This is a genomic window from Pseudomonas sp. BGI-2, assembly GCF_004310295.1.
Lineage (GTDB): Bacteria > Pseudomonadota > Gammaproteobacteria > Pseudomonadales > Pseudomonadaceae > Aquipseudomonas.
On record NZ_SISB01000017.1, the window covers coordinates 79113 to 101049 of the forward strand.

At 57.4% G+C, this 21937-nt stretch carries 10 protein-coding genes and 3 pseudogenes; 7 read left to right on the forward strand and 6 right to left on the reverse strand.

The annotated features are described in order from the left end of the window. Nucleotides 1-35 precede the first annotated feature (35 nt). Nucleotides 36-1089 (forward strand): annotated as a pseudogene (locus tag EYC95_RS13710) (dolichyl-phosphate-mannose--protein mannosyltransferase). Here the strand turns inward: EYC95_RS13710 and EYC95_RS13715 are convergent. Next, entirely contained in the window at nt 1040-1903 is an 864-nt protein-coding gene (locus tag EYC95_RS13715) for a phosphatase PAP2 family protein (RefSeq protein WP_131060830.1), read from the reverse strand. The pseudogene EYC95_RS13710 and the gene EYC95_RS13715 overlap by 50 nt on opposite strands. 26 nt (nt 1904-1929) lie before the next feature. Further along, nucleotides 1930-2601 carry a histidine phosphatase family protein gene (locus tag EYC95_RS13720; RefSeq protein ID WP_131060831.1) on the reverse strand — a complete coding sequence of 224 codons (672 nt, stop codon included), beginning with the start codon at nt 2599-2601 and terminating at the stop codon, nt 1930-1932. 293 nt (nt 2602-2894) lie between these two features. Between EYC95_RS13720 and EYC95_RS31050 the strand changes: the two are divergent. Both EYC95_RS31050 and EYC95_RS31055 read left to right on the forward strand, forming a co-directional pair. Next, nucleotides 2895-3875, forward strand: a pseudogene (locus EYC95_RS31050) (methyl-accepting chemotaxis protein); the annotation flags it as partial. A 309-nt stretch (nt 3876-4184) separates the two neighbouring features. Beyond that, nucleotides 4185-4781, forward strand: a pseudogene (locus tag EYC95_RS31055) (methyl-accepting chemotaxis protein); the annotation flags it as partial. A 61-nt stretch (nt 4782-4842) separates the two neighbouring features. On the opposite strand, the gene EYC95_RS13730 reads toward EYC95_RS31055, so the two are convergent. Together EYC95_RS13730 and EYC95_RS13735 are read right to left on the reverse strand one after the other, a co-directional pair. Continuing rightward, the gene (locus EYC95_RS13730; RefSeq protein ID WP_131060833.1) at nt 4843-5262 is read right to left on the reverse strand and encodes a type II toxin-antitoxin system VapC family toxin; all 420 of its coding nucleotides are present in this window, start codon (nt 5260-5262) and stop codon (nt 4843-4845) included. Continuing rightward, nucleotides 5259-5504 (reverse strand): plasmid stabilization protein, encoded by a 246-nt coding sequence (locus EYC95_RS13735; RefSeq protein WP_131060834.1) that lies wholly within the window; start codon nt 5502-5504, stop codon nt 5259-5261. Before EYC95_RS13735 ends, EYC95_RS13730 begins: the two co-directional genes overlap by 4 nt. A gap of 295 nt (nt 5505-5799) precedes the next feature. Between EYC95_RS13735 and EYC95_RS13740 the strand changes: the two genes are divergently transcribed. The 4 genes from EYC95_RS13740 to EYC95_RS13755 are packed head-to-tail and all read left to right on the forward strand — an operon-like array spanning nt 5800 to nt 19921. Then, a complete protein-coding gene (locus EYC95_RS13740; RefSeq protein ID WP_165557457.1) occupies nt 5800-8772 on the forward strand; it encodes a Tc toxin subunit A in 2973 nt (990 codons plus the stop codon). A gap of 27 nt (nt 8773-8799) precedes the next feature. Then, a complete protein-coding gene (locus EYC95_RS13745) occupies nt 8800-12618 on the forward strand; it encodes a neuraminidase-like domain-containing protein (RefSeq protein ID WP_131060854.1) in 3819 nt (1272 codons plus the stop codon). Continuing rightward, the gene (locus tag EYC95_RS13750; protein WP_131060836.1) at nt 12615-17132 is read left to right on the forward strand and encodes a SpvB/TcaC N-terminal domain-containing protein; all 4518 of its coding nucleotides are present in this window, start codon (nt 12615-12617) and stop codon (nt 17130-17132) included. Before EYC95_RS13745 ends, EYC95_RS13750 begins: the two co-directional genes overlap by 4 nt. After that, nucleotides 17129-19921, forward strand: a complete 2793-nt coding sequence (locus EYC95_RS13755; RefSeq protein ID WP_131060837.1) for an RHS repeat-associated core domain-containing protein — start codon at nt 17129-17131, stop codon at nt 19919-19921. The genes EYC95_RS13750 and EYC95_RS13755 overlap by 4 nt, the downstream gene beginning before the upstream one ends. A gap of 12 nt (nt 19922-19933) precedes the next feature. Here EYC95_RS13755 and EYC95_RS13760 read toward each other — a convergent pair whose 3' ends face one another. Beyond that, nucleotides 19934-20302, reverse strand: coding sequence for a glyoxalase superfamily protein (locus EYC95_RS13760; RefSeq protein ID WP_131060838.1), 369 nt, complete (start codon nt 20300-20302; stop codon nt 19934-19936). A 158-nt stretch (nt 20303-20460) separates the two neighbouring features. Next, complete coding sequence (locus EYC95_RS13765; RefSeq protein ID WP_131060839.1) at nt 20461-21936, reverse strand: amidohydrolase family protein; 1476 nt, start codon at nt 21934-21936, stop codon at nt 20461-20463. Nucleotide 21937 lies beyond the last annotated feature (1 nt).

Here is a 21937-nt window from a genome sequence, read left to right on the forward strand (position 1 = left end):
GCTTCCCGGTCCACCTCCTCGGTTGCCAGAAGTCTATGTCGCGTCCCGCCACTTCACTGTTTCTGCTTGCCGCTGTGCTGTTTTTCTTTGCCTTGGGCAATCATCAACTGCAAGGTTCCACTGAAGCCAGGGTTGCCGGGATCGCCTTGCAAATGCACCTGGATAACGACTGGGTGACGCCACGTTTGTTCGGCGAACCTTTTCTGGAAAAACCACCCTTGAGCTTGTGGCTGGATGCCGGCGCCATCCGCGCATTCGGCGGTACGCCGTGGGCGGTGCGACTGGCATCGGCGTTCACCGGATTGTATCTGGCTCGCCGTGCTGTATCAGCGCGGTGGCGCGCAGGCCGTGGGGGAAGTGCTGCTGACCAACAGCGTCGGGCGCTTCAGCGGATCCTTCGTCGAGGCCGGGCATTACGAACCGTTCTACTACTACCTGGCCAAGCTGCCCCAAGCGTTTCTGCCATGGAATATTCTGGTGTACTTGGGGTTGTGGCATTTCCGAAAAAGCCTGATGGCCAATCGTTACTTGCTGTTTTTCACGCTGTGGATCGTGGCGCAGTTTGTGATGCTGACGTTGGCGTCGAGCAAGCGCACGGTGTATCTCATGTCGATGACCCCAGCGGCGGCGGTGATAGCCGCGGAATATGCGAACGTCCTGTTCCACCGGTTGAAGGTAAGCGAAGGGGCTTCCAACTTTTGGGGGCGCATCGCACGGCATCGACGCGGCGTGGCGATTGGCGCCCTCGCGTTGGTGATCTGCAGTTACCTGGCCGCCGCTCAGTGGGCACTGCCCCATGCCGATCGCAAACTGTCGTTCCTGCCATTGACCGCGCAGATTCGGACGATGCAGGCCAACGGGCAACACGTCGCCCTGTTCCAGGCCAACGAGCGGGTGGGCGGCGCCAGCGTGTTCTACACCCAGCGCGTGCTCAAGGGCCTGGACACCGAGGCGCAACTGCATGAGTTTCTGACGGCGTCACCTTCCAACGTAGCGGTCATGTCCGGTGAAACCGAACCGGCCGCGCCATTGAAAATCCTCAAGACCATGAAGGTGGGGCGTCAGGCTTACTACTTTGTAAATCAGTAAGCGGCTCAGCGGTCGGCGCGTCAGCCTTTTGCAGCACCGGCACCTCCAGCCGCGCCCTGCCGTAAAACGCCAACGCCGTCAGCAAACACGCCAGCCACACGAAGATTCCGGCCCAGAAGGTGTGGGACATGTAGTGCCAGCCTTGCAGAACCCGCGTCGTGCCGTAGACGAAACCGAGCAGCAACGCGCCGTACATCAGCGCTTTGGAATAACGCCAGCGGTAGCGGCGAGCCACGAAGTACAGCGCGAGCATGGTGAAGCCGCCGGAAGCATGGCCGCCCGGCCAGCAACGGCCATCACCGGCTTCCTTGAACAGCTGGAAGTTGCTGTACCACTCCACATGGGCCATTTTCCCACCGTAGAGGGTCGTTTCAATCGGGCAGTACACGCTGGTGTGCGCCTTGAGGAAATGGATCACGCCGGTGCAAATGGCAAATGCGAAGACCACAAACAGAAAATCCCGACGATGCTCATAGGCAAATCGCAGCACCGCCGCCGCTTTGCTGCGTTCCAGAAAGCTGCCGAGACGCGGATGCTTTTGTGTGTTGGTCAGCGGCCAGACAAACGACAGCATCGCGCCGATCAACGCGATTTCAGCGGTCCAGTTCGGAATGATGCGCGCCCACTTGTGGGTGAGCTTCTCGAAGAAGTGAACCTTGTCGAGTGGAAAGATCTGGGCGACGGGATCAAACAGCAGATTACTGAAGGCGATGTCGATATTGGTCATGTCGAACATCAGGAAAACCACGGCCGCGCAGGCCAGCGGGATGCCGAAATTCACCCAATAAAACCGGTGGCGGGAAGACGTCAGCATGGTGTGTCCTGATCCAGAGGAAATACTCATTCGGAGGTCACCGAGCGCCAGTCAGAGGCTTCGATGAAACCCAGCATGCGCGGTGCTTGAGCGGTTTTGGCAGAGATAAACAGAGAAGCGCCGTAACCGAGCGTGGAGGTCGACACCTTGAGGTCTTTTTCGAGTTGCGCCATGCATTCGCTATGGGTCACCAGAATCAGATTGCGACCAGCCACTTTGTGCGCCAGGGCATCACGCAGCATCGTGCCCCTGCAGCTGATCAGCCAGTCCTCGCCCACACCGACCTTGTTGAACATGTAGCTGGCCGTCTGTGACGTACGAATCATGGGGCTGTTGTAGATATCGGCCTTTTCCAGCCCCAATTGCTCGAACTGCGCACCGACACTCACTGCGACGCTGCGCGAACGGTCGGTAATGCCATCGCTGCCGCTCAGGCAAGCGGCTTTCGAGTGATCGCAACGCTCGACGTGGCGTACCAGCACGATCACGTCGCCTTTGGCCCAACCCTTGGCCAATGCTCGTGCGCCCGCCACATTGCCATGCGCCAGGTCCGGCACTGCGGCCGGCTGCAACAGCCATACGGTCAATGGAATGACCAGCAGCGCCGAGGCCAGCACCACCGCGGTGTTTCGATATCGGGCCAAAACGCTCAGATTGATCGAGCGTTTTATTCCGAACAGATTCAGTCTCAATTCCACATCAAACGGCCTCACCCGCATGCATCACTGTCATTCGATGCCACGAGGGTAGAGAGGCGCGCGTCGGCGGCCGGTGAAACCCATGTGAAAAAAAGCTTAAGCCGCCCACAACAACCTTGTTACAGATCTGTCCGACAAAATCCTTTCAGCTCTCGCGATTGCTGCCGATAAAGACCTGCTACACACCCTTGCTGGCACCTAAAAACAACAATCTTCCAGCCAACCGACGATCGAAAGCGCAACGTTCCTGGAGGAATTTGATGAATAGCTGGTTCGGCAACATCAGCGTGAACATGAAACTGGGCCTGGGGTTCGGCTTGGTCCTGGCACTCACCTGCGTACTGGCCCTGACCGGCTGGACGAGCCTGGGCGGGTTGATTGACCGCAGTAACTGGATGAGCGACATCACCCAGCTCAACTCCGGCTTGACCAAGCTTCGTGTGGTTCGCCTGCAATACATGCTGACCAACGGCGATGAAACCGCCGCTCAGAACGTACAGACCACCCTTGACGCCTTTTCCGCTCAGCAACAATCGTTGTTGTCGAAGTTCAAGAGCCCGGAAAACCTCAAGCTGCTCAAAGAGCAAGGCACCTACATCGACGCCTATAAGACGTCGCTGAACAAAATGCGCAGCGCTTACCGCACTGGCAACAGCGCCCGCGACGCCATGGCCGCCAATGCTGAAGCGGCCAGCACGCTGATCGACGCCATCAGCACCCGCGTGCAACAAATGCCCCTGAGCGATCAGCGTTTTGAACAATTCCAGGCCGTCACCGCCGCCAAGGAAGCGTTCATCCTGGCCCGCTACGAAGTGCGCGGCTACACCGCCACCACCAATGCCGAAACCGAGCAAAAGGCTGTTGTCCAACTGGATACGGCGATTGCCAGCCTGAAACCGCTCAACGTGCATTTTGCCGAGACCCAGCAAGACGCCCTGCGTCAACTGGAAACCGCGCTAGGCAACTACCGCAGTGCGTTGCACGCCTATAAAGCGGCCAACACCGATGCCGTGCAGGCCCGCAAGGAAATGACCGACCAGGGCGCTGCCATCGTAACCCTGAGCGATGAGATGTATCAGATCCAGCTCGATCGTCGTGACGTCGAAAGCGCCCAGGCACGTACGCTACAGCTGATCAGCACGTTGCTGGCGTTGCTGGTGGGCATCATTGCTGCAGTGATCATCACCCGTCAGATCACCGGCCCGTTGCGCGACACTCTGGCCGTGGTCGAACGCATCGCCAGCGGCGACCTGTCCCAGGACGTCAAAGTGACGCGCCGCGATGAACTCGGCGTGTTGCAGCAAGGCATTGCGCGCATGGGCGTGACCCTGCGTGACTTGATCAGCGGCATCCGCGACGGTGTCACGCAGATCGCCAGCGCCGCTGAAGAATTGTCTGCCGTCACCGAGCAAACCAGCGCCGGCGTCAACAGCCAGAAGATCGAGACCGATCAAGTGGCCACCGCCATGCACGAGATGACTGCCACCGTTCAGGAAGTCGCACGCAACGCTGAAGAAGCCTCCCAGGCCGCAGCCGCCGCTGACGGCGAAGCTCGCGAAGGCGACAAAGTGGTCAACGAAGCCATCGCCCAGATCGAACGTCTGGCCACCGAAGTAGCACGCTCCACCGAAGCCATGAGCGTGCTGCAACAGGAAAGCGACAAGATCGGCAGCGTCATGGACGTGATCAAGGCCGTGGCCGAACAGACCAACCTGCTGGCCCTCAACGCTGCGATTGAAGCCGCGCGTGCCGGTGAAGCCGGTCGTGGTTTTGCCGTGGTTGCCGACGAAGTCCGGGGCCTGGCCCAGCGCACACAGAAGTCCACCGAAGAAATCGAAGGTCTGGTGGCCGGTCTGCAGAATGGCACCCAACAAGTGTCGACCGTGATGAACAACAGCCGCGCCCTGACCGACAGCAGCGTCGCCCTGACCCGCAAGGCTGGCGTGTCGCTGGAAAACATCACCCGCACGGTGTCCAACATCCAGTCGATGAACCAGCAGATCGCTGCCGCTGCCGAGCAACAAAGCGCCGTGGCCGAAGAAATCAGCCGCAGCATCATCAACGTGCGCGACGTGTCAGAACAGACCGCCGCCGCCAGCGACGAAACCGCTGCGTCCAGTGTTGAACTGGCGCGGTTGGGGAATCAGTTGCAGATGATGGTGAGCCACTTCAGGGTTTAATCCCGTCTGTTCATTCCCACGCTGGCGCGTGGGAATGATCAATTTGCGCCCACCGACGGCATCAGGCCTCCCAAGGATTGATCACCTCAATCCCGGGAAACGCGAAGTCGCGAACATTACAGGTGGCAATCGGGGCGCCATGACTTCGACAAATGGCGGCAATTTGCGCATCTGCCATCGACGCCGTTCTACCCTCTGCTTCACCGCCAGCGACTAGCGTCGCGTATTCAACGGCAGCATGGGCATCAAAAGGCAAAATCCGCCCGGCAAAGTCCTCTTCAAACATCGCCATCGCATGTGCTTCAAGCTTTTGTTTACGTTTGCCAAACGGAAGCCGGGCAATCCCATGGAGAATTTCTGCCACGGTGATAGCGCTGATCGCCAGGTCCATTGCCGGTTGCGCATCGACCCAGGCCAGGACCTGTGAATCGGGCTCGACGCGCATGAATTCCGAAAGAACGTTGGTATCGAGCACTATCATTCGGAGAAATCCACCGCTGTCGCTTTCTCGTCACGTGGAGGAAGAGCGAGCTCAACTCCACCGCTATCGCTGAACCTGTTGCGGATTCGACTACCAAGCCCTCCAGCACGATTAACCGTGACCAAGGCTCTACCTAGAATCAGGCGTGCCTCTTCCTCCATCGAGTGCCCGTTGTGAGCGGCAGCGATCCGCAGTTGCTCCTTTATCTGATCGTCCAGGTTTCTAATCGTAATACTGGCCATGTGGCCTCCTGCAATCAATGAAATCATTGATTGAGGCTAACACACTCAATGACTCTAAACGTCATGCAGATGCCAAACGGTCTTCTTTCATCGCCTTGGTTTACAACCAAGGCGACTTCGAAATAACGGGTCACGTCCCTGTCTTGGCTGCCCCACGGTGTAGTCCTACATACGTACAGCTCCAGTCCCCTGCCATGTGGCGAAACTTCCGATCCTCGTCAAACGAAAGCGCTGACAGCGCCTCCGCATGTCACTCCGTATTGTCGATGTCTCCACTGACTGGAGTCTCGTCGCCATGGACAACACCCCCTCGGAAAACAATCCCACCACCGAGCACAGCCATAAATCCATACTCGACACAATGATCGAGGCCTTCGCTCCCGAGGGCGAATCGTCAGCATTTGAAACACTCTTCAAAGAAAAGCTGAACATCACTTCGGTATTCGACATCGCCGGGATGACCGCGGCCGAGTTCAAGGATCGTCTGGATACCGCGATCAACAATGACGAGAGCCTCAAAACGCAGGCCGCCAGCATCGACACCGGGACACTCTACAAAGACGCCAGATGTTACGCCGCGCAGATCAACCACCTTTACCGGGAGCAGCGGACGTCGGACGGAACGGCGCAGGATCAGTGGCACCCGTTGGGCATTCGCGCCCTCGAGAAACAGGGCCCCACCTACACCCATCTGTTCAAAGAGAACTGGGACGACGCATGCAAGAACGATTCGATCGCCGCCATCGATTCACCGGTCGCCTACCTCAGAGCGCTGTACCGGTTTGCCCAGCAACTGGAATCCAGTGCCTCGTCAACGGCGGAAGAAAAAACCAACCGGATCACGCTGGGACAACGCCGCCCGGATCTCGCTGATCTGTCGATTGATCAGCAAAGCACCTTGACCGCGCAACCGATGCTCGGGATCGTCAATGCGATCCTCAACCAAAATATTCAGGACGCGCTGAAGACCACCGAGGACCAGGGAAAATCGACCTATGACGTTTTGGCGCAACGGTGTTACCCCTTTGCCCTTCCGTACGAGTTTTTCCATCATCAGTGCCTGCTGGGACTGGGCGCGGACAAACCGACGCTCGGAGAGCTGAATTACCTCGCCAGCGAATACCTTCCTGTCACGCACTACTACGGCTCCCGGTTTGGCACGGTGCAGAACGCTTCCTCCAATCAAGTTCAGCGGCTGATGTCCGGGCTGAGCCCGCAACAACAGGCGCTGCTGACAGAACTTCCATGGGCGGAAAAAATCCTGACAGATACGGCGTTCGCCGAGGTCCCCCCCGAAGAACAGAGCAAGCAAAAAGACAATTACTGGAAAAAGATCTACGGCACAGCATCCATTTCCGATCTGAAAAAAATACACACCTTCCTTGAGCGAACCGAACTTAAAGCCGAGCAGCTGGAGGCATTGCTGGCGCAAGGCAAACATACGCCATACACATCTGTGCACTATTTATTATCGGCGCCTTACCCCCAGCCCTATGGCGCCCGTTATGTAAACGGTCCGCTCGTGGCCGCTGAAAAAAGCATGACGCTGGACAGAGAGAAAGGCCCCGGGGAAATCGCGAATGCGACCGAGGACCAACTCGAACGCCTGCATCGAATGATTCGCCTCCAGCGCTGGCTCAACCTCACTTTCTCCGAGCTGGACAGCCTGCTGTGCAGCGCATTTGAATCGAAGCGCCCACGCAATGCCCAGATGCAACTCGACGGTTATGCCATCCAGGCCCTCGGTGTTTATCGTTACCTGAATCGCAAGTACTCGATCACGGCGCAAGAGTTCGCCGCGCTGCTACACCAGGTATCGCCCTGCGCGACCGGCGACAACATCGCCCTGCTTGATAAGGTGTTCAATAAAACCCGAGTGTTCGACACACCGTTGAAGCTCGATGGTCGCGCCTTCCGGGCGGATAATTCAGACCCCGCCTCTCACACCATTCTCCAACACTTGAGCATCAGCCTTGGCTTGCCTTTGACAGAGGACTCGCTATTGCGGGTCGTCAGAAATACACAGAAACACCTGGGTTCGCTCAAGTGTGATTTGCTCACGCTGTCGTCCATTTATCGCCAGGCACGCATTGCGCGAATGTTCGGTGTCTCGATCAGCGAAAGTTCGACGCTGGCAAATGTACTGGGTGGGGAAAGCATTTCCAGAAGTCTGGCAACCGGCGACAACCTCCTCGACGTCCTGATGCAACTGGACTGGGTAACCCGCTGGATCAAAGAGTCCGCCTACGACATCCCCATGCTGCAACGTGTTCTTGAATTGCAGACCAGCGCCGATTATCCATTGGGGGATTTGCAGCAATACCTCACCAAATTCATGGCAGATACCCGCGAGCGTGTGGTCACCGTACAAGAGCTGGCGACGTTGGCATTGTCGGAAAAAGTTGATTGGCGAGCAAAGTTGGCCAGCACCCTGCTGGATGACAGAGGGCTGGTAAAAGATTTCGCCCCCACGATCAAACATAATGTGCCGCAGACGCTGACCGACGCATTGAACAAAGTCGTCGATGACGAAACAGTCAAACTGGACGAGTATCCCGGAAAGAATCTGAAACTCAAAGACGACAGCAAGCAAAAACTCAAGAACCTTCTCTTACTGGCCCATGATCGTCAGCAGCATCTGATCGAAGCGTTTTTGCAGGAAGTTTTCCTCCTGCCCATGAACTGTGCAAAGGACGTAGTGATATGGGCGAAAACCTCAGTTCATCAGATTCTTAACGCGGCCCTGGACTCAAAAGACTCACACGAGCTTGCGCGCACATTACATACGCTGCTGCGCCACACCGAAGCCGCTGTTAGGTTGCAGTTGAGCAACAAGGCTTTACGCGCACTTCTGAGCACCGCCCGCTGGCTGGACACTCCGGATGGACAACTGAGGCTATCGTTCAAAACCTTGTACTTGTTCGATCGCTTTAACCACTTCATGAGCACTTACCAGCAGCCAGAGGAAAACCTGCTGAGCTACTTGGAGTTCGCCAATTTCTATGGTCGCGAGACAAGCGCTGTCAACGAGCGTCTGGCCCAACTCCTGAACTGGGCAGCGGCAGAAGTTACCGTGCTCACCTCGTATCTGCCGTTCAGGAAGGCCCAAACCATAAAGGACATCGATTGGGTCATGCGCTGTCACAGCGTCTGTAAAGCCACCGGCCTTGGCACGACCGCGCTGCTCGGTGCCGCGGCGCTCGACAACAACAGTTCGGCCGCGCAATGGAAAACGGTCGGTGAAGCCATCATGGCGGCCAGTCAATAAATGTCGATACATGCTCAAGGAATGAACATGTCTGTTGCTATTGAAAAACAACTTAACGAAAGCCTGCGTGATGCGCAGCTCGGGCTCTATCTGTCTGCGATAGCGCCGCAAGACAAGACGCCGCAAGCCTTGAAGATCGCAGAGCACCTCAAGACGGCTGATGATCTTTACCACTATTGGCTGCTTGACGTGCTGGTCAGCCAAGACGTGCCGACCAGCCCGGTAGCCTGCGCGATTGCCAGTCTTCAGCAATACATCAATAGCATTCTGGCCAACATGGAGCCGGGTTATCACACCGCGCAGATTCCAACCGACCAGGTCGACACCTGGCGCACTGTCCTGCATCACTATCAGGCCTGGGCCACCAATCAGCGCCTGTACTATTTCCCGGCGGCTTACCTTGATCCGACTCTGCGCAAGACCCGCACCGCAAGCTTCGAGCAACTGGAAAACGACCTCAACCGCAACCAGCTCACGGCCGAATCCGCGCAAACTGCTGTGCTGGCCTATCTGAACAGACTGGAGGAAGTAGCCAACCTGCAAATCGTCAACGGTTACATCGACGGCAGCGATTTCGCCAACAGCACTTACTACTTCATTGCCAAATCCCGTGCGGCCAATACGTGGTATTGGCGCTCGCTGGACATGGCCTGTCGCCCCTTCGTGGCCGGCTCCCGGACTGCCAAATATGATGCGCCGGAACCGCAAGCATGGTCCGACTGGCACCGCATCAATCTACCGGTTTCCGACAGCACCCTTGAACACACCATTCGCCCGGTCATGTTCAACAATCGCTTGTATGTGATCTGGGCGGAATGCGTGTTTCAGGATCAGGCGAGCAGAGAAGAAAACAAGGGCAAAACCTATCCGTTGTTTCGTCTGAACCTGTGTTTCAAGAAATACGACGGGAGCTGGAGTACGCCGCAGACCTGTGTTCAAGGTTATTGTTCGGACGGAACAATTGGAGGTATGAACCTGAAGAAACTCAGGGAATACACACGAACCATAACCACCTGCGATCAATCGTCTTCGTCTCTCTGCATTGCTTTACATCTTGGTGAGTTTGAACGTGAAGATGTGAGTCTTCCCTTTGTTGATTTCTGCATGTGGGCCATGATCGATAAAGATGCCTTGATTGAGTCAAAAGTAATTCCACGCAGTGAATTGGACAGCGAGAAAGACAACACCCTTCTCAGGCTTCTTGGGTGCTGGCCTTACTCCAAGGCGAAAATGCTTCAATTCAGTTATCTATCAGGTTCGCCGACAGCTCCCAGTATTGAATTCCATCTGGACAACGCATTAGGTACAACAGAATTCATCGATTTCTCAAAGTCTGGAATCAAAAACAGCGAAGTTCAGACTTCCCTGCCTCGCCATCCCATCCGAATGAACATCACCTTCGCCCGACACCTGATCGAGCGCGCAGAAGACAGCATGGACACCTTGCTGAGCTGGTCCTCTCAGCACCTGCAAGAGCCTCCTTTCGAAAGCGGAAAACCGCCCGAGCAACTGGACTTTTACGACGCCTACGGTCGCTACTTCGTCGAGTTGTTTCTCTACCTGCCCTGGCTGGTGGCACACCGCTTTAACCAGGAGCGTCAATACGGCGAAGCCGAACGCTGGTTGCAGTACCTGTTCAATCCCGCCCGAAAAGCAGTCAGTGGCAGCAACCCTGACTACTGGAACGCAGTGCCTCTGATGACCGGCACGCCCAAGCCCGGCCAACCCAGCTACGCCCTCCAGGGACCACAGGATCCGCACCAGATTGCACTGAGCCATCCCGTGCACTTTCGCAAAGCCCTGTACATGCTCTACCTCGATATTCTGCTCAACCGTGGCGACACCGCTTACCGCCAGTTGTCTCCCGACAGCCTGACCGACGCGAAGCTCTGGTACCTGCGCGCACAGGACCTGTTGGGCCCGCGACCGGATGTCAGGCAAACCGATCTATGGACAACGATCAAATTGAGAGCGTTCAGCGAGGAGCCCAATACAAAACTGCGTGAGTTTGAAAAAGCCTTGGGAGAAGCAGGCAAACACCTATCGACAACCGTCGCCCCAGAGCAGACCCCTCAAGTGTGTGTTCGCCCTTACGTCCATTCACATTCTGCCCATGCGATTGACGCGCCGCATTCGCGCTTGCCCTTCAACCCCGTGTTGTTCCCCCGCTGGGAAAAGCTCGAAAGCCGCCTGCATAACCTGCGACATAACCTCGACATTGTGGGTCGCCCCTTGAGGCTTGCGTTGTTCGCGACTCCAGCCGCTTCAAACAAACAGCACGGCGCCAACCCTTCTCGCGCTGCGGAGCCCGGTCTGGCCCAGCGACTGGGCACAGAGATCCCGCCTTACCGTTTCAGTGCCCTGCATGCCCATGCCATGAGTGCGATAGACACGGTGATTCAGTTCGGCGAAACGCTCATGTCGTTTATCGAGCGCAGCGAGCAGGCCAGCTATCAGGAACTTCAGCAACAGCACATATGGGATATCGCCACCGTTGCGGTGGACCTGCAGACCCAGGCCCTGAAGATCGATCATAAAAACCGCGAAGCGTTACTGGCCAGTAAAGCCATCGTCGAAAGCCGCCGTGATTACTACAGTCAGCGGGTCAACGAGGTCGTCAATCTGGAAGAAGTGACGGCCGCCGCGTTCCATCTGGAGGGGCGTATCGCTGAAGCAGGCGCCCATGCGGCTCATGCCGGCGGTCAAAGCCTGAAAGTGGTTCCCAACATTTTTGGCCTGGCGGACGGCGGGGCTCGTCTGGAGGGCGGCCCCCTTGCCATGATGGCCATGGCGCAAGGGGTGGCAACCGCCGCCTATGGCGCGGGCGAAGCCCTCGAGCGTGCCGCGCAGTATCGACGCCGCCATCAGGATTGGACCCTCGCTCGCGATCAGGCAAAGCTCGAAATCGCCCAGATTGATGCACAGCTTGCACTGGAGGCTGAACGAGAGATCGCTTCACGACTGTTGTTACAACAGACTCAAACGTCGCTGGCTCAAGCCCGGGCCTCTTACGACTTTCTCAGCCAGCGCTTCACCAACTCACAGCTTTACCAGTGGTTCACCCATCAGCTCTCCAGCTTCTACTACCAGGTGTATGACTCGACGCTCTCCCTGTGCCAGTTCACCGAACGGAGCTGGCGATACGAGACGGCCGACACCACCACTCAACCGTTCTTCCAGAACCAGACCTGGAACAGCACCTACCGCGGACTCGGCCCTGGCGAGCGCATGAAGCTGGGCTTGATGAAGATGAAGAATGCCTGGCTGCTGGGCAACGAGCGCGAACTGGAAATCCGCAAGACCGTGTCGTTGAGCAAACTCCACCTAAAGGAAAATATCACGCCATCCATCAACAAACCCTGGAACGGTGCGCTAGCAGCTGACAACACGCTCATCAAAGGAATGAGGGCCATCCTGCTGGATACGGGCTCTTACGAGTTTGAATTGACGCAGGCCCTGTTTGATAACGACTACCCGGGGCATTGCCTGCGCCGGATCAAGAGCATCAGTATTTCACTGCCGGCCATCCTCGGTCCCTATGAAGATATCCGTGCCACGCTGACCCAGACCGGCAGCGAGGTCGCCCTGCCCGGCGCCGACAAGATCGTCATGAAAAGTCTGCGCGCCAATCAGCAAATTGCCCTGTCCACAGGCATCGACGACAGCGGTCTGTTCACCTTGAGCTTTCAGGACGAACGCTACCTGCCCTTCGAATACACCGGAGCGGTATCGAAATGGCAGTTGTCATTCCCCAATCATGCGGCTCAGAAAAGCGTGCTCGAATCCCTGACCGATATCATCGTGCACGTGCAGTACACCGCCAGGGCAAATGGTGGTGCGCAATGAGCGAACACGCCGCCCTCCCTGTCATTCCTCCTGCCTTGCCCAAGGGCGGGGGGGCGATTCAAAGCATCGGTAACGGCCTCGGTGCAATCGGCTCCAGCGGGAGCGCTTCCTGCGAGATTCCGCTGCCCATTTCACCCGGTCGCGGATATGCCCCGGCCCTTGCCTTGCGCTACAGCAGTGCTCAAGGCAACGGGGTGTTCGGCCTCGGTTGGAAACTGTCGCTGCCGACCGTCACACGACGCACCCACCTGGGCGTTCCGTCCTACACCCGTGATGATTTGTTCATCGGCCCCGACGGCGAGGTGTTGATGCCTGAGCGGAACCGGACCACCGGCGTGATCGAATCCAGCCAAAAGCTTTACAGCGACGGCACACGGCAGATGGAACACACAGTCGTGCGCTATCGACCGCGCATCGAAACCGCCTTCAACCTGATCGAGCATTGGTCCAGTTCAACAGACGAACCGGGCTTCTGGCTGATACACAACGCCGACGGCAGTCAGCATCTGTTTGGAAAAACGCCATCGGCACGCCGTGCGGATCCCGATGCGCTATCGCACGTGGGCGAGTGGTTGCTTGAAGAGAGCATGAACCCTCATGGCGAGCATATTGTGTATGAATACAACGCGGACCCGGTCTCGGCGCAGGACCCTGCCGACAGCCGTGCCCAGCGTTACCTCGGGCGGGTACGCTATGGCAATTTTGAAGCTGACGCTCAGTTGTACTCAGGCAAAGTCGGGGGGCTCAAGGACGTACGTTGGCATTTCGAAGTGTGCTTCGACTGCGGTGAGCGCAGCACTGCACTGGATGAAAAACCTGCTTATCGAGCAACAAAAGAGTCACCGCTACGGAGCGATCCCTTCTCGGATTTTTCCTATGGATTCGAGCTGAGAACCCGGCGTTTATGCCGGCAGATTCTGATGTTTCATCACTTCCCCGATGAAACATCAATGGGCCCTGAGCCGGTACTGGTTCGCCGCAGCGTGATCGAGTATCAAACCAGCCCCCATTCCTATAGCTGCCTGAGCGCAGCACTGGACCAGGCTTACGACAAGAACACCGCTCAACTCCATCCCCCCCTCGAATTCACCTACACCGACTTCTCGCTTGAACCTGACGTGCAGCGCTTCAAACCGTTCGAGGCGCTGTCCGGGTTCAATCATCAACAGCGCTTTCAATTCGTCGATCTACAGGGGGAAGGACTACCCGGCGTACTGCACCGAACGGACAAAAGTTGGCGGTATAGCCAACCGGTGCGCGATGACTTGGGAGGGGATCATGTCACGTACAAAGCGTTGAGCGATCTGCCACATATCCCGTCAGCCGACAGCCGCAAACCCACCCGACAGTTTCTCGGTAACCTCAATGCAAACGGACGCCCGGACTGGATCGTGGCGCAACCGGGGCTCAGTGGTTTCTTCACGCTGAAACCCAACGGCACCTGGTCGAACTTCACCCCGATGGACGCCGTTCCGACAGAGTTCTTCCATCCTCAAGGGCAACTGGCCAATCTGATGGGCGCCGGGCTCAATGATCTGGTCATGCTTGGCCCGCGCAGTGTTCGCCTGTATGCCAACCAGAAAGGCGCAGGCTTCGTCGCCGCAACCGAAGTCGATCGCGGGGCTGATGAGGATGACCTGCCTCTGCCCGGCAACTCATCCAGCGAACTGGTGGCCTTCAGCGACATTCTCGGCAGTGGACAACAGCATCTGGTCCGTATCCGCCGCAACGAAGTGAAATGCTGGCCCAACCTCGGTCGGGGACGCTTCGGTAGAGGTCGGATGATCGCCACACCGGAGCTTTCATTGGAAGAGTTCGATTCATCGCGTCTTTTGCTGGCCGACCTGGATGGCTCTGGAAGCGCAGACCTTATTTATCTGGAACCCCACTGCGCACGGATTTTCATGAATCTATGCGGCAATGGCCTGAGCCCGGCGATCGACATGCCATGGCCCGCAGGTGTCAGCTATGACCGGTTCTGCCAGGTCAGCGCCACCGACCTGCAAGGACTCGGCTGCTCCAACCTGGTTTTCAGCGTACCGGGGGCAACGCCGCGGCATTGGCGATGCGATTTCGTCAGCACCAAACCCTATTTGTTGCATTCGACAAACAACAACATGGGCGCCGGCGGCAGCATCAATTACCGCAGTTCGGCACAAGAGTGGCTGGACGAAAAAAGACAGGTACGCAAAAACAAAAAAACGGCGATTTCGCGCTTGCCGATTCCGCTGTTTCTGGTCAAGCAGCAAACTCGACTCGACGAAACTACCGGGAATGTTCTAATCCAAAAATTCAAGTATCGGCGCGGTTTTTACGACGGCACCGAACGCGAATTTCGGGGCTTCGGCCTGCTCGTGCAAACCGACATGGGTGGTGATAAAGCAAGCAATCTGCACACCGTACCGACATTGACCAAAACCTGGTTCCATGTCGGCGATGAAGTTGATCTGATCATCCATGATCGAGATTACAGCGACGAAAAAGCCGTGCTTCTCAAACAAACCATCCAGAACCTGGGTGAAAGCTGGACGCCGCGCAGCGACCGGCATGTTCCGGCCAACACTTGGTCCAGAGCGCGCCGGCGTGAAATCGCCCGGGCGCTGAACGGGCGTCTCTTGCGGGTAGAGGTTTACGGCCAGAATCAGGGCAACCAGTCAAAGCGTCCGTATTCGGTGCAACAACATCGCTACAAGGTCAACGAACTCAAGGGCATGGGCAAGCACAGCCCTTATTCGATCCTGCACCCGGTGCTGGCGGAGTCAATTCACTATCAGTACGAACGCTTCCCGCAAGATCCGCGCTGCACCCACACGATCAATCTGAACTGGGACGCCTACGGTTACCTGATCCACCATCTGGAGATCAGCTATGCCCGGCGCACAACAGCGGACGATGCCTGTCCCTTTACCGATTCCTGGGAGAAAAAATGGTGGGCCGACGCCCATGACGAAGCCCAGCAGTTCTATTACGTGACCGAACATAAAGCCCAATTCATTCACATCAGCACCGTGCAGAACAGGCGGCTTGGCCTGCCTTATCTGCGACGTACGAATGCTCTGAAACTGCCAAAAGCACCGCTGGCCGAAGGCCTGGCGCCTTCAGGCATCAACCATGAGGCGCTGCTGATCCTGGGCGCTTCAGCTGCATGGAGAGCGCGACAGGTCATGACCGGTCTGTCTTTACAGCGTTATGGAAAACCTGATGCCAGTGGACCCTTTGCGGATGGGCAGGCCAGTGTCGAGGCGTTGGTCGATCACACGGAAACAGCCGAGCTTAATGAGTTGGCGTTGAAGGTTTACGACGTACTCAAATCGCAGGCTCCGTCTTTTGATTTGATCCGACGCCTCGAACACGCTGGCTACAAAAAAATGCCCATCGCCTTACCGGGCGATGCTGAGTGGGATAAGCGGGACAAACTTTGGTCGGTACGCCGACACTTCGTCACGTATAACAAACTGGATGGTTTTTTCAAACCGTCGAGTTTTAAACAGAGCCCGCAACAGGGGCAAACCACCTTCACCCATACCCCTTATTTCTGCCTGACCACCGACATCAAGCTGCCGGACAACTGCACGACCACAGCGTCCAACATCGACTACCGAATACTCCAACCCACTCGGCTCACCGACTCCAATAGCGTTGTCCAGGAATCGTCGTACGATGCATTCGGACATGTTCACGCCATCACCCATTTCAAAAGCAGCACCGATGGAAAAATCGGGTTCGCGCCACTTTCCACCTATATTCGTCGCTATCACGGTCGGCCTGACCTCGCTGTCGAAAACCCGCAACAGGCGTTACAGCAAGTCGCGAGCGCTTACTTCTACGATGCGTTCAGCTGGATGGGGCGCATTGAGGCCGCAACACCGCAGGACCAAGAATGGTGCAAAGGGGCAATTGCCAAAGGCGATCTGCTGCCCGGTGGGTACATCCGCGCAGGCGCCCGTACGCGTCTGGCCCGCAGGGACATCAATAAAACCCCTTACGAACAAGCACTCCAGACGAAGATCCAAAGCGTGCAGCGCGAACCGGTTCACTGCGCTACGTTGCAGGCAGATCGATACCTCAACGATTCCCAAAGCAAAGAAATTCGCATCGGAGTCGAGTGCTGGGATGGCTTTGGCCGACCGTTGCAAAGCAAACACAACGCCGGCCGAGGAACAGCGTTAGCGGTCAACGATGACGGCACATTGACGTGGAAAAACGGTAACCCGCAAGAACACGAAGTCAGCGTTCGCTGGCGTGTCAGCGAGCGCATTGAATACGACAACAAGGGCCTGGTGACTCGTAAATATCGGCCGTACTTCAGTGACCGACACCGCTACATCAATGATGAGTCCCTGCGCACATCAGGCCTTTGCGATCGATATTTCCATGACCCCATGGGCCGACTCATTCGCGTCATCAATGCCAAGGGTGATGAACGTCGTCATACCTGGCATCCCTGGTACTCCATCACCGAAGACGAAAACGACACCCAGCCCGAGCTGCCAGCGCAAGGAGGTGCGCAATGAGCGTCAATGTTCATCGCCACACTCCGACCCTGAACGTCATCGACGGCCGTGGTCTTGCGCTACGCGAAGTCCGTTACTTGTGCAACGAATCGATCAAGACGCCAGAAGCCCGTATCACGCGTTACCGGCATGACATCAGCGGACAGATCATTGAGCACTACTCGCCCGCAACCCCGGTTGGCTTGACCACCGCAGACTCAAGGCAAGTCAGCAGCCTGTCGGGGGCCACGTTTCTGATCGACAGCATCGATGCCGGCTGGCGTCTGACGCTTCTTGGCGAAGCCGGCCAGGCGCTGGACAACTGGGACTCGCGCGGTAGCCATTGGCAGACCGACTATGACAACCAGCTGCGTCCACTGGCCATCCACAAAGAATCCACACAGCAATCCCGTCAGGCCATCGAGCGCTTTACCTACGCAGCCAACTCAACCGACGATGCGAAAACCAACCGGTGTGGACGGTTGATTCGCCACGATGATCCGGCTGGCAGCGTGCTTTTTTCCGGGTATGACCTGACGGGAAAACTGCTCAGCCAAACGCGCCATCTACTGAAAGATCAACACGCCCCGCACTGGCCGGAAGATCTTGATGAGCGCACGGTTTTGCTCGAAAGCGGTACCGGCCATACCACTACCTGGCGCTACGCTCCGACCGGCGAAGTCCTCGAGCAAATAGACGCCAAAGGGCATACACAACGCTTCTGGTTTGATGTTGCCGGCCAGTTGCACAAAGTCACCCTGCAACTCAGCGGCACGACGCAACAGAAGCTGCTGCTCGATCAAGTCAGCTATAGCGCGCAAGGTCAGATCGAATCACAGATCCTGGGCGGCAAGATCACCAGCACGGCGATGTATGCGCCTGAAAACGGCCGCATGATCCAGCGGTGCATTTCGCGCACAAACACCCACGTGCTTCAGAAACTGCATTACGCCTACGACGCGGTCGGCAACGTATTGAATGTCGAAGACCACAGCAAACCCGAGCAGCACAACGCCAATCAACGCGTAAGGCCGGTAAGCACTTATGCCTACGACAGCCTGTATCAACTGGTCAAGGCGACGGGCCGGGAAGAGCAGGCAGCAAACATCCGCGCGGCGCTTCCTGCCTGGCTACCCAGCCCGGCAGACCGCAACCGACTGCTCAATTTCACTCAGCGTTACACCTACGACGAACGCGCCAACCTGACCACGCTGCAGCATCAGCGCGAAGGTAATAATTACACCCGCGAAATGCGCATCGCCCCCGACAGCAATCGTGGGTTGTCATGGAAAACAGGTGATCCGCCCCCCGACTTTGCAACCGGCTTCGATGCCAACGGCAATCTGCAGAAACTGCAATCCGGGCAACCGCTGGTGTGGAACGCGCGCAACCAATTGCAAAGCGTGACCTTGGTAGAGCGCGCCGAGCAGCAAGCGGATACAGAAAGTTACCTCTACGACGGCAGCGGCCAGCGAGTTCGTAAACGGCAAACCCAAAAGGCCCACGCCCTCGCCCACTGCCGCGACGTCCTGTATTTGCCTGGCCTGGAAATCCGGGAAAGCACGTCGGAAAAACTCGAGGTCATCACAGTTCAAGCGGGAACCTGCAACGTTCGGTGCCTGCACTGGAGCCTGGGAACACCGTCAGCCATCACCAATGACGCGTTGCGCTTCAGTTTCGACGATCACTTGGGTTCCAACACAATGGAACTGGATGGCGAAGGCCACCTGATCAGCGAGGAAGGTTATTACCCCTTTGGCGGCACGGCGTGGAGAGCGGCGCGTAACGTGCTGGAAGCAAAATACAGAACCCTTCGCTACTCGGGCAAGGAGCGTGATGCCAGCGGGCTGTATTACTACGGCCAGCGGTATTACGCGCCATGGTTGCAACGATGGATCAGCCCGGACCCCACGGGCACGGCTGACGGCTTGAACCTGTATTGCATGGTGGGGAACAACCCGGTGCGATTTGCGGATTCGCGGGGGCTGGCGCGCGATGATCTGGTCAACGTTCCCATCGTGCAGGACTACTACGATCGGTTTTCAGAAAAAACCGTTTCGATGACAGACGCCCCAAGGCAACTGGCAGAGGCAAAGGACGAGAAACTCACCGCGCTGAAAGCTCAATTTCCCAATCGGACGAATCCTCTGACACCCAAGGAAATCGACGGGGTCGAAGCCACTCACCCAGCGTTCAAGGCCTATACGAAAAAGAAACTGAATGAGTACACCGCACACGCAGCGGTCACGACGGCGGACGGAAGCTTTTCGTCCTGGGGGCATTTCAACTTCCCGGAACTGCTGGGGGACAGGCCCTATCCAGGGATCGCCCTCTTTCGCAATCCTTTCCCCTCAACAAACGGGCCAGGGGACCTGGGGATCTTTGAAGTCACCCGTCCTGAGACCTACATGGCTCAAGTTGAACGCGATTACGCCAATCAGAATGACATCACCCTCCACCCGGCGCTGGCCAGGGACATCCGCGACCATTCAGGTCACTCCGGACTTTTATTCCCTATTCAGTCCGGCACCCCTGGGCGTCATGCGGAAGTGCGGAGCAGGAACGCGTTGCTCAATCACTCGTTGAGTGCAAGCGTCCCGCCGGAAAACATCTTTGTGATGACTCAACGACTCAAGGGCGTTTCCAATTCCCGGCAAGCCACCGATTTCCCCACCTGCATGAACTGCAATGCCTTGATCCCGAGGGACATCAACATCCCCACCGGCCGACTGGAGCCCACCGACTACGCCGCGCATGTGCAATCGATGCGGTCATCCAGAACCCAATACCTGCGCGCCGCCAATCCGTAAGTCAGTGTTGCTTTACATGCAGATCGCGTTGGTAAACACCAACCGGTTCCCGAACGGATCACTGATGGTCATGTCCTGGCTTCCCCAGGGCATGGCCTGAATCTGTGGGTGGAAAAACGGATATTCCTTCGCCAGCAGTTGCTGCTGAAACGCCTCAAGTTCGTCGGTCTCGATCCGCAAGGCCGAACCCGGCGTGCTGTCACCATGGTGTTCGGACAGGTGCAGCACGCATTCGCCACGGGAGACTTGCAGGTACAACGGGAAATTCGCTTCGAAGCGATGCTGCCAGTCGACGGTGAACCCCAGGAAGTCGACGTAGAACTCCAATGCCTTGGTCTCGTCGAAAATCCGCAGGATCGGGGTGGTTTTGCCGAAGCTCATTGGGTTGCTCCCTGACTGAAAAGACACCCATTGTAGTTGGGCTGGATGTCAGCGCTTCGGCTTGGCGATGGCTTTCTTTAATTGCAATGTGCTACTACGCGAAGCAGTTCAAAAAGATTTGTCGACTGGCTGATCACTTTCGCCGGCAAGCCTGGCTCCTACAGGGGATTGTGGAGGCTCTGAAAACCCGCGCGCAGATCCCCTTCCCGCGCCAGAAACCGCCCTTCCCGTTTGCCGTTCGCCTGGCCTTCGCTGTAACTCAACACCCCGTTGACCCACACCCCCTCAATCCCCTCCGCCGCTCGTTGCGGGTCATTGAAGTCCGCCACGTCGCGAATGGTCAGCGGATCGAACAACACCAGATCCGCCCAATGTCCTTCACGAATTTCACCCCGTTGCTTCAAGCCGAAACGCGCCGCCGACAGCCCGGTCATTTTGTGTACGGCGGTGTGCAGCGCAAACAGCCCGACGTCACGACTGAAATGCCCAAGCACCCGTGGGAAAGCACCCCACAAGCGCGGATGCGGGAACGGGTCTTCCGGCAAGCCGTCAGACCCCACCATCGACAACGGATGGGCGAGGATTCTTCGTACATCGTCCTCGTCCATTCCGTAATACACCGCACCGGCCGGTTGAAGTCGACGGGCCGCTTCGAGCAGTGGCACATTCCATTCGGCAGCGATGTCCATCAGGTCGCGACCGCCCAGCTCCGGGTGCGGTGTCGACCAGGTGATGGTGATGCGATGGGCGTCGGTGACTTGCTTGAGGTCCAGAGTCGAAGAACTCGCCGCGTAGGGATAACAATCGCAGCCCACCGGATGAGTTTTCGCAGCCTCCTCAAGCGAGGCCAGCAATTGCGGACTACGCCCCCAGTTGCCGGCCCCCGCGCATTTGAGGTGGGAAATGATCACCGGCGATTTCGCATGCCGGCCGATCTGGAAGGCCTCGTCCATGGCCTCCAGCACCGGTTCGAATTCGCTGCGCAAATGGGTGGTGTACACCGCGCCGAATGCCGCCAGTTCTTCAGTCAGTTGCATCACTTCATCGGTGGACGCCGAGAACGCGCTGGCGTAGGCCAGACCGGTGGATAAGCCCAGGGCGCCGGCCTCGAGACTTTCGCGCAATTGCTCGCGCATCGCGCTGATTTCATCCGCCGTGGCGGTGCGAAACAGGTCGTCGAGGTGATTGCTGCGCAACGCGGTGTGGCCCACCAGTGCGGCAACGTTCAGCGTGGTGTTCGCCGCTTCGACCGCTGCGCGGTAATCGCTGAATGTCGGATAAACAAAGGCTGCCGAGGTGCCGAGCAGGTTCATCGGGTCCGGCGGATCGCCGCGCAAACTCACCGGTGACGCGCTGATCCCGCAGTTGCCGACAATCACCGTAGTCACGCCCTGGCTGAGCTTGGGCAACATCTGCGGCTGGCGGATCACCACCGTGTCGTCGTGGGTGTGCACGTCGATAAAACCAGGCGCCAACACGCGGCCGGCGGCGTCGATTTCTTCGCTGGCAGTGGCATCGTGCAGGTCGCCGATACGCTCGATGCGGCCATTCAGAATCGCCACATCGGCGGGATAACCCGGGCTGTTGCTGCCGTCGATGATCAGGGCGTTGCGAATCAGCGTGTCGTACATCATG

Bases quoted from the DNA above. Each gene is read 5' to 3' on its own strand.
- EYC95_RS13715 (WP_131060830.1), bottom strand. From the start codon at position 1,903: ATGCTGACGTCTTCCCGCCACCGGTTTTATTGGGTGAATTTCGGCATC.
- EYC95_RS13730 (WP_131060833.1), bottom strand. From the start codon at position 5,262: ATGATAGTGCTCGATACCAACGTTCTTTCGGAATTCATGCGCGTCGAG.
- EYC95_RS13735 (WP_131060834.1), bottom strand. From the start codon at position 5,504: ATGGCCAGTATTACGATTAGAAACCTGGACGATCAGATAAAGGAGCAA.
- EYC95_RS13740 (WP_165557457.1), top strand. From the start codon at position 5,800: ATGGACAACACCCCCTCGGAAAACAATCCCACCACCGAGCACAGCCAT.
- EYC95_RS13745 (WP_131060854.1), top strand. From the start codon at position 8,800: ATGTCTGTTGCTATTGAAAAACAACTTAACGAAAGCCTGCGTGATGCG.
- EYC95_RS13750 (WP_131060836.1), top strand. From the start codon at position 12,615: ATGAGCGAACACGCCGCCCTCCCTGTCATTCCTCCTGCCTTGCCCAAG.
- EYC95_RS13755 (WP_131060837.1), top strand. From the start codon at position 17,129: ATGAGCGTCAATGTTCATCGCCACACTCCGACCCTGAACGTCATCGAC.
- EYC95_RS13760 (WP_131060838.1), bottom strand. From the start codon at position 20,302: ATGAGCTTCGGCAAAACCACCCCGATCCTGCGGATTTTCGACGAGACC.
- EYC95_RS13765 (WP_131060839.1), bottom strand. From the start codon at position 21,936: ATGATGTACGACACGCTGATTCGCAACGCCCTGATCATCGACGGCAGC.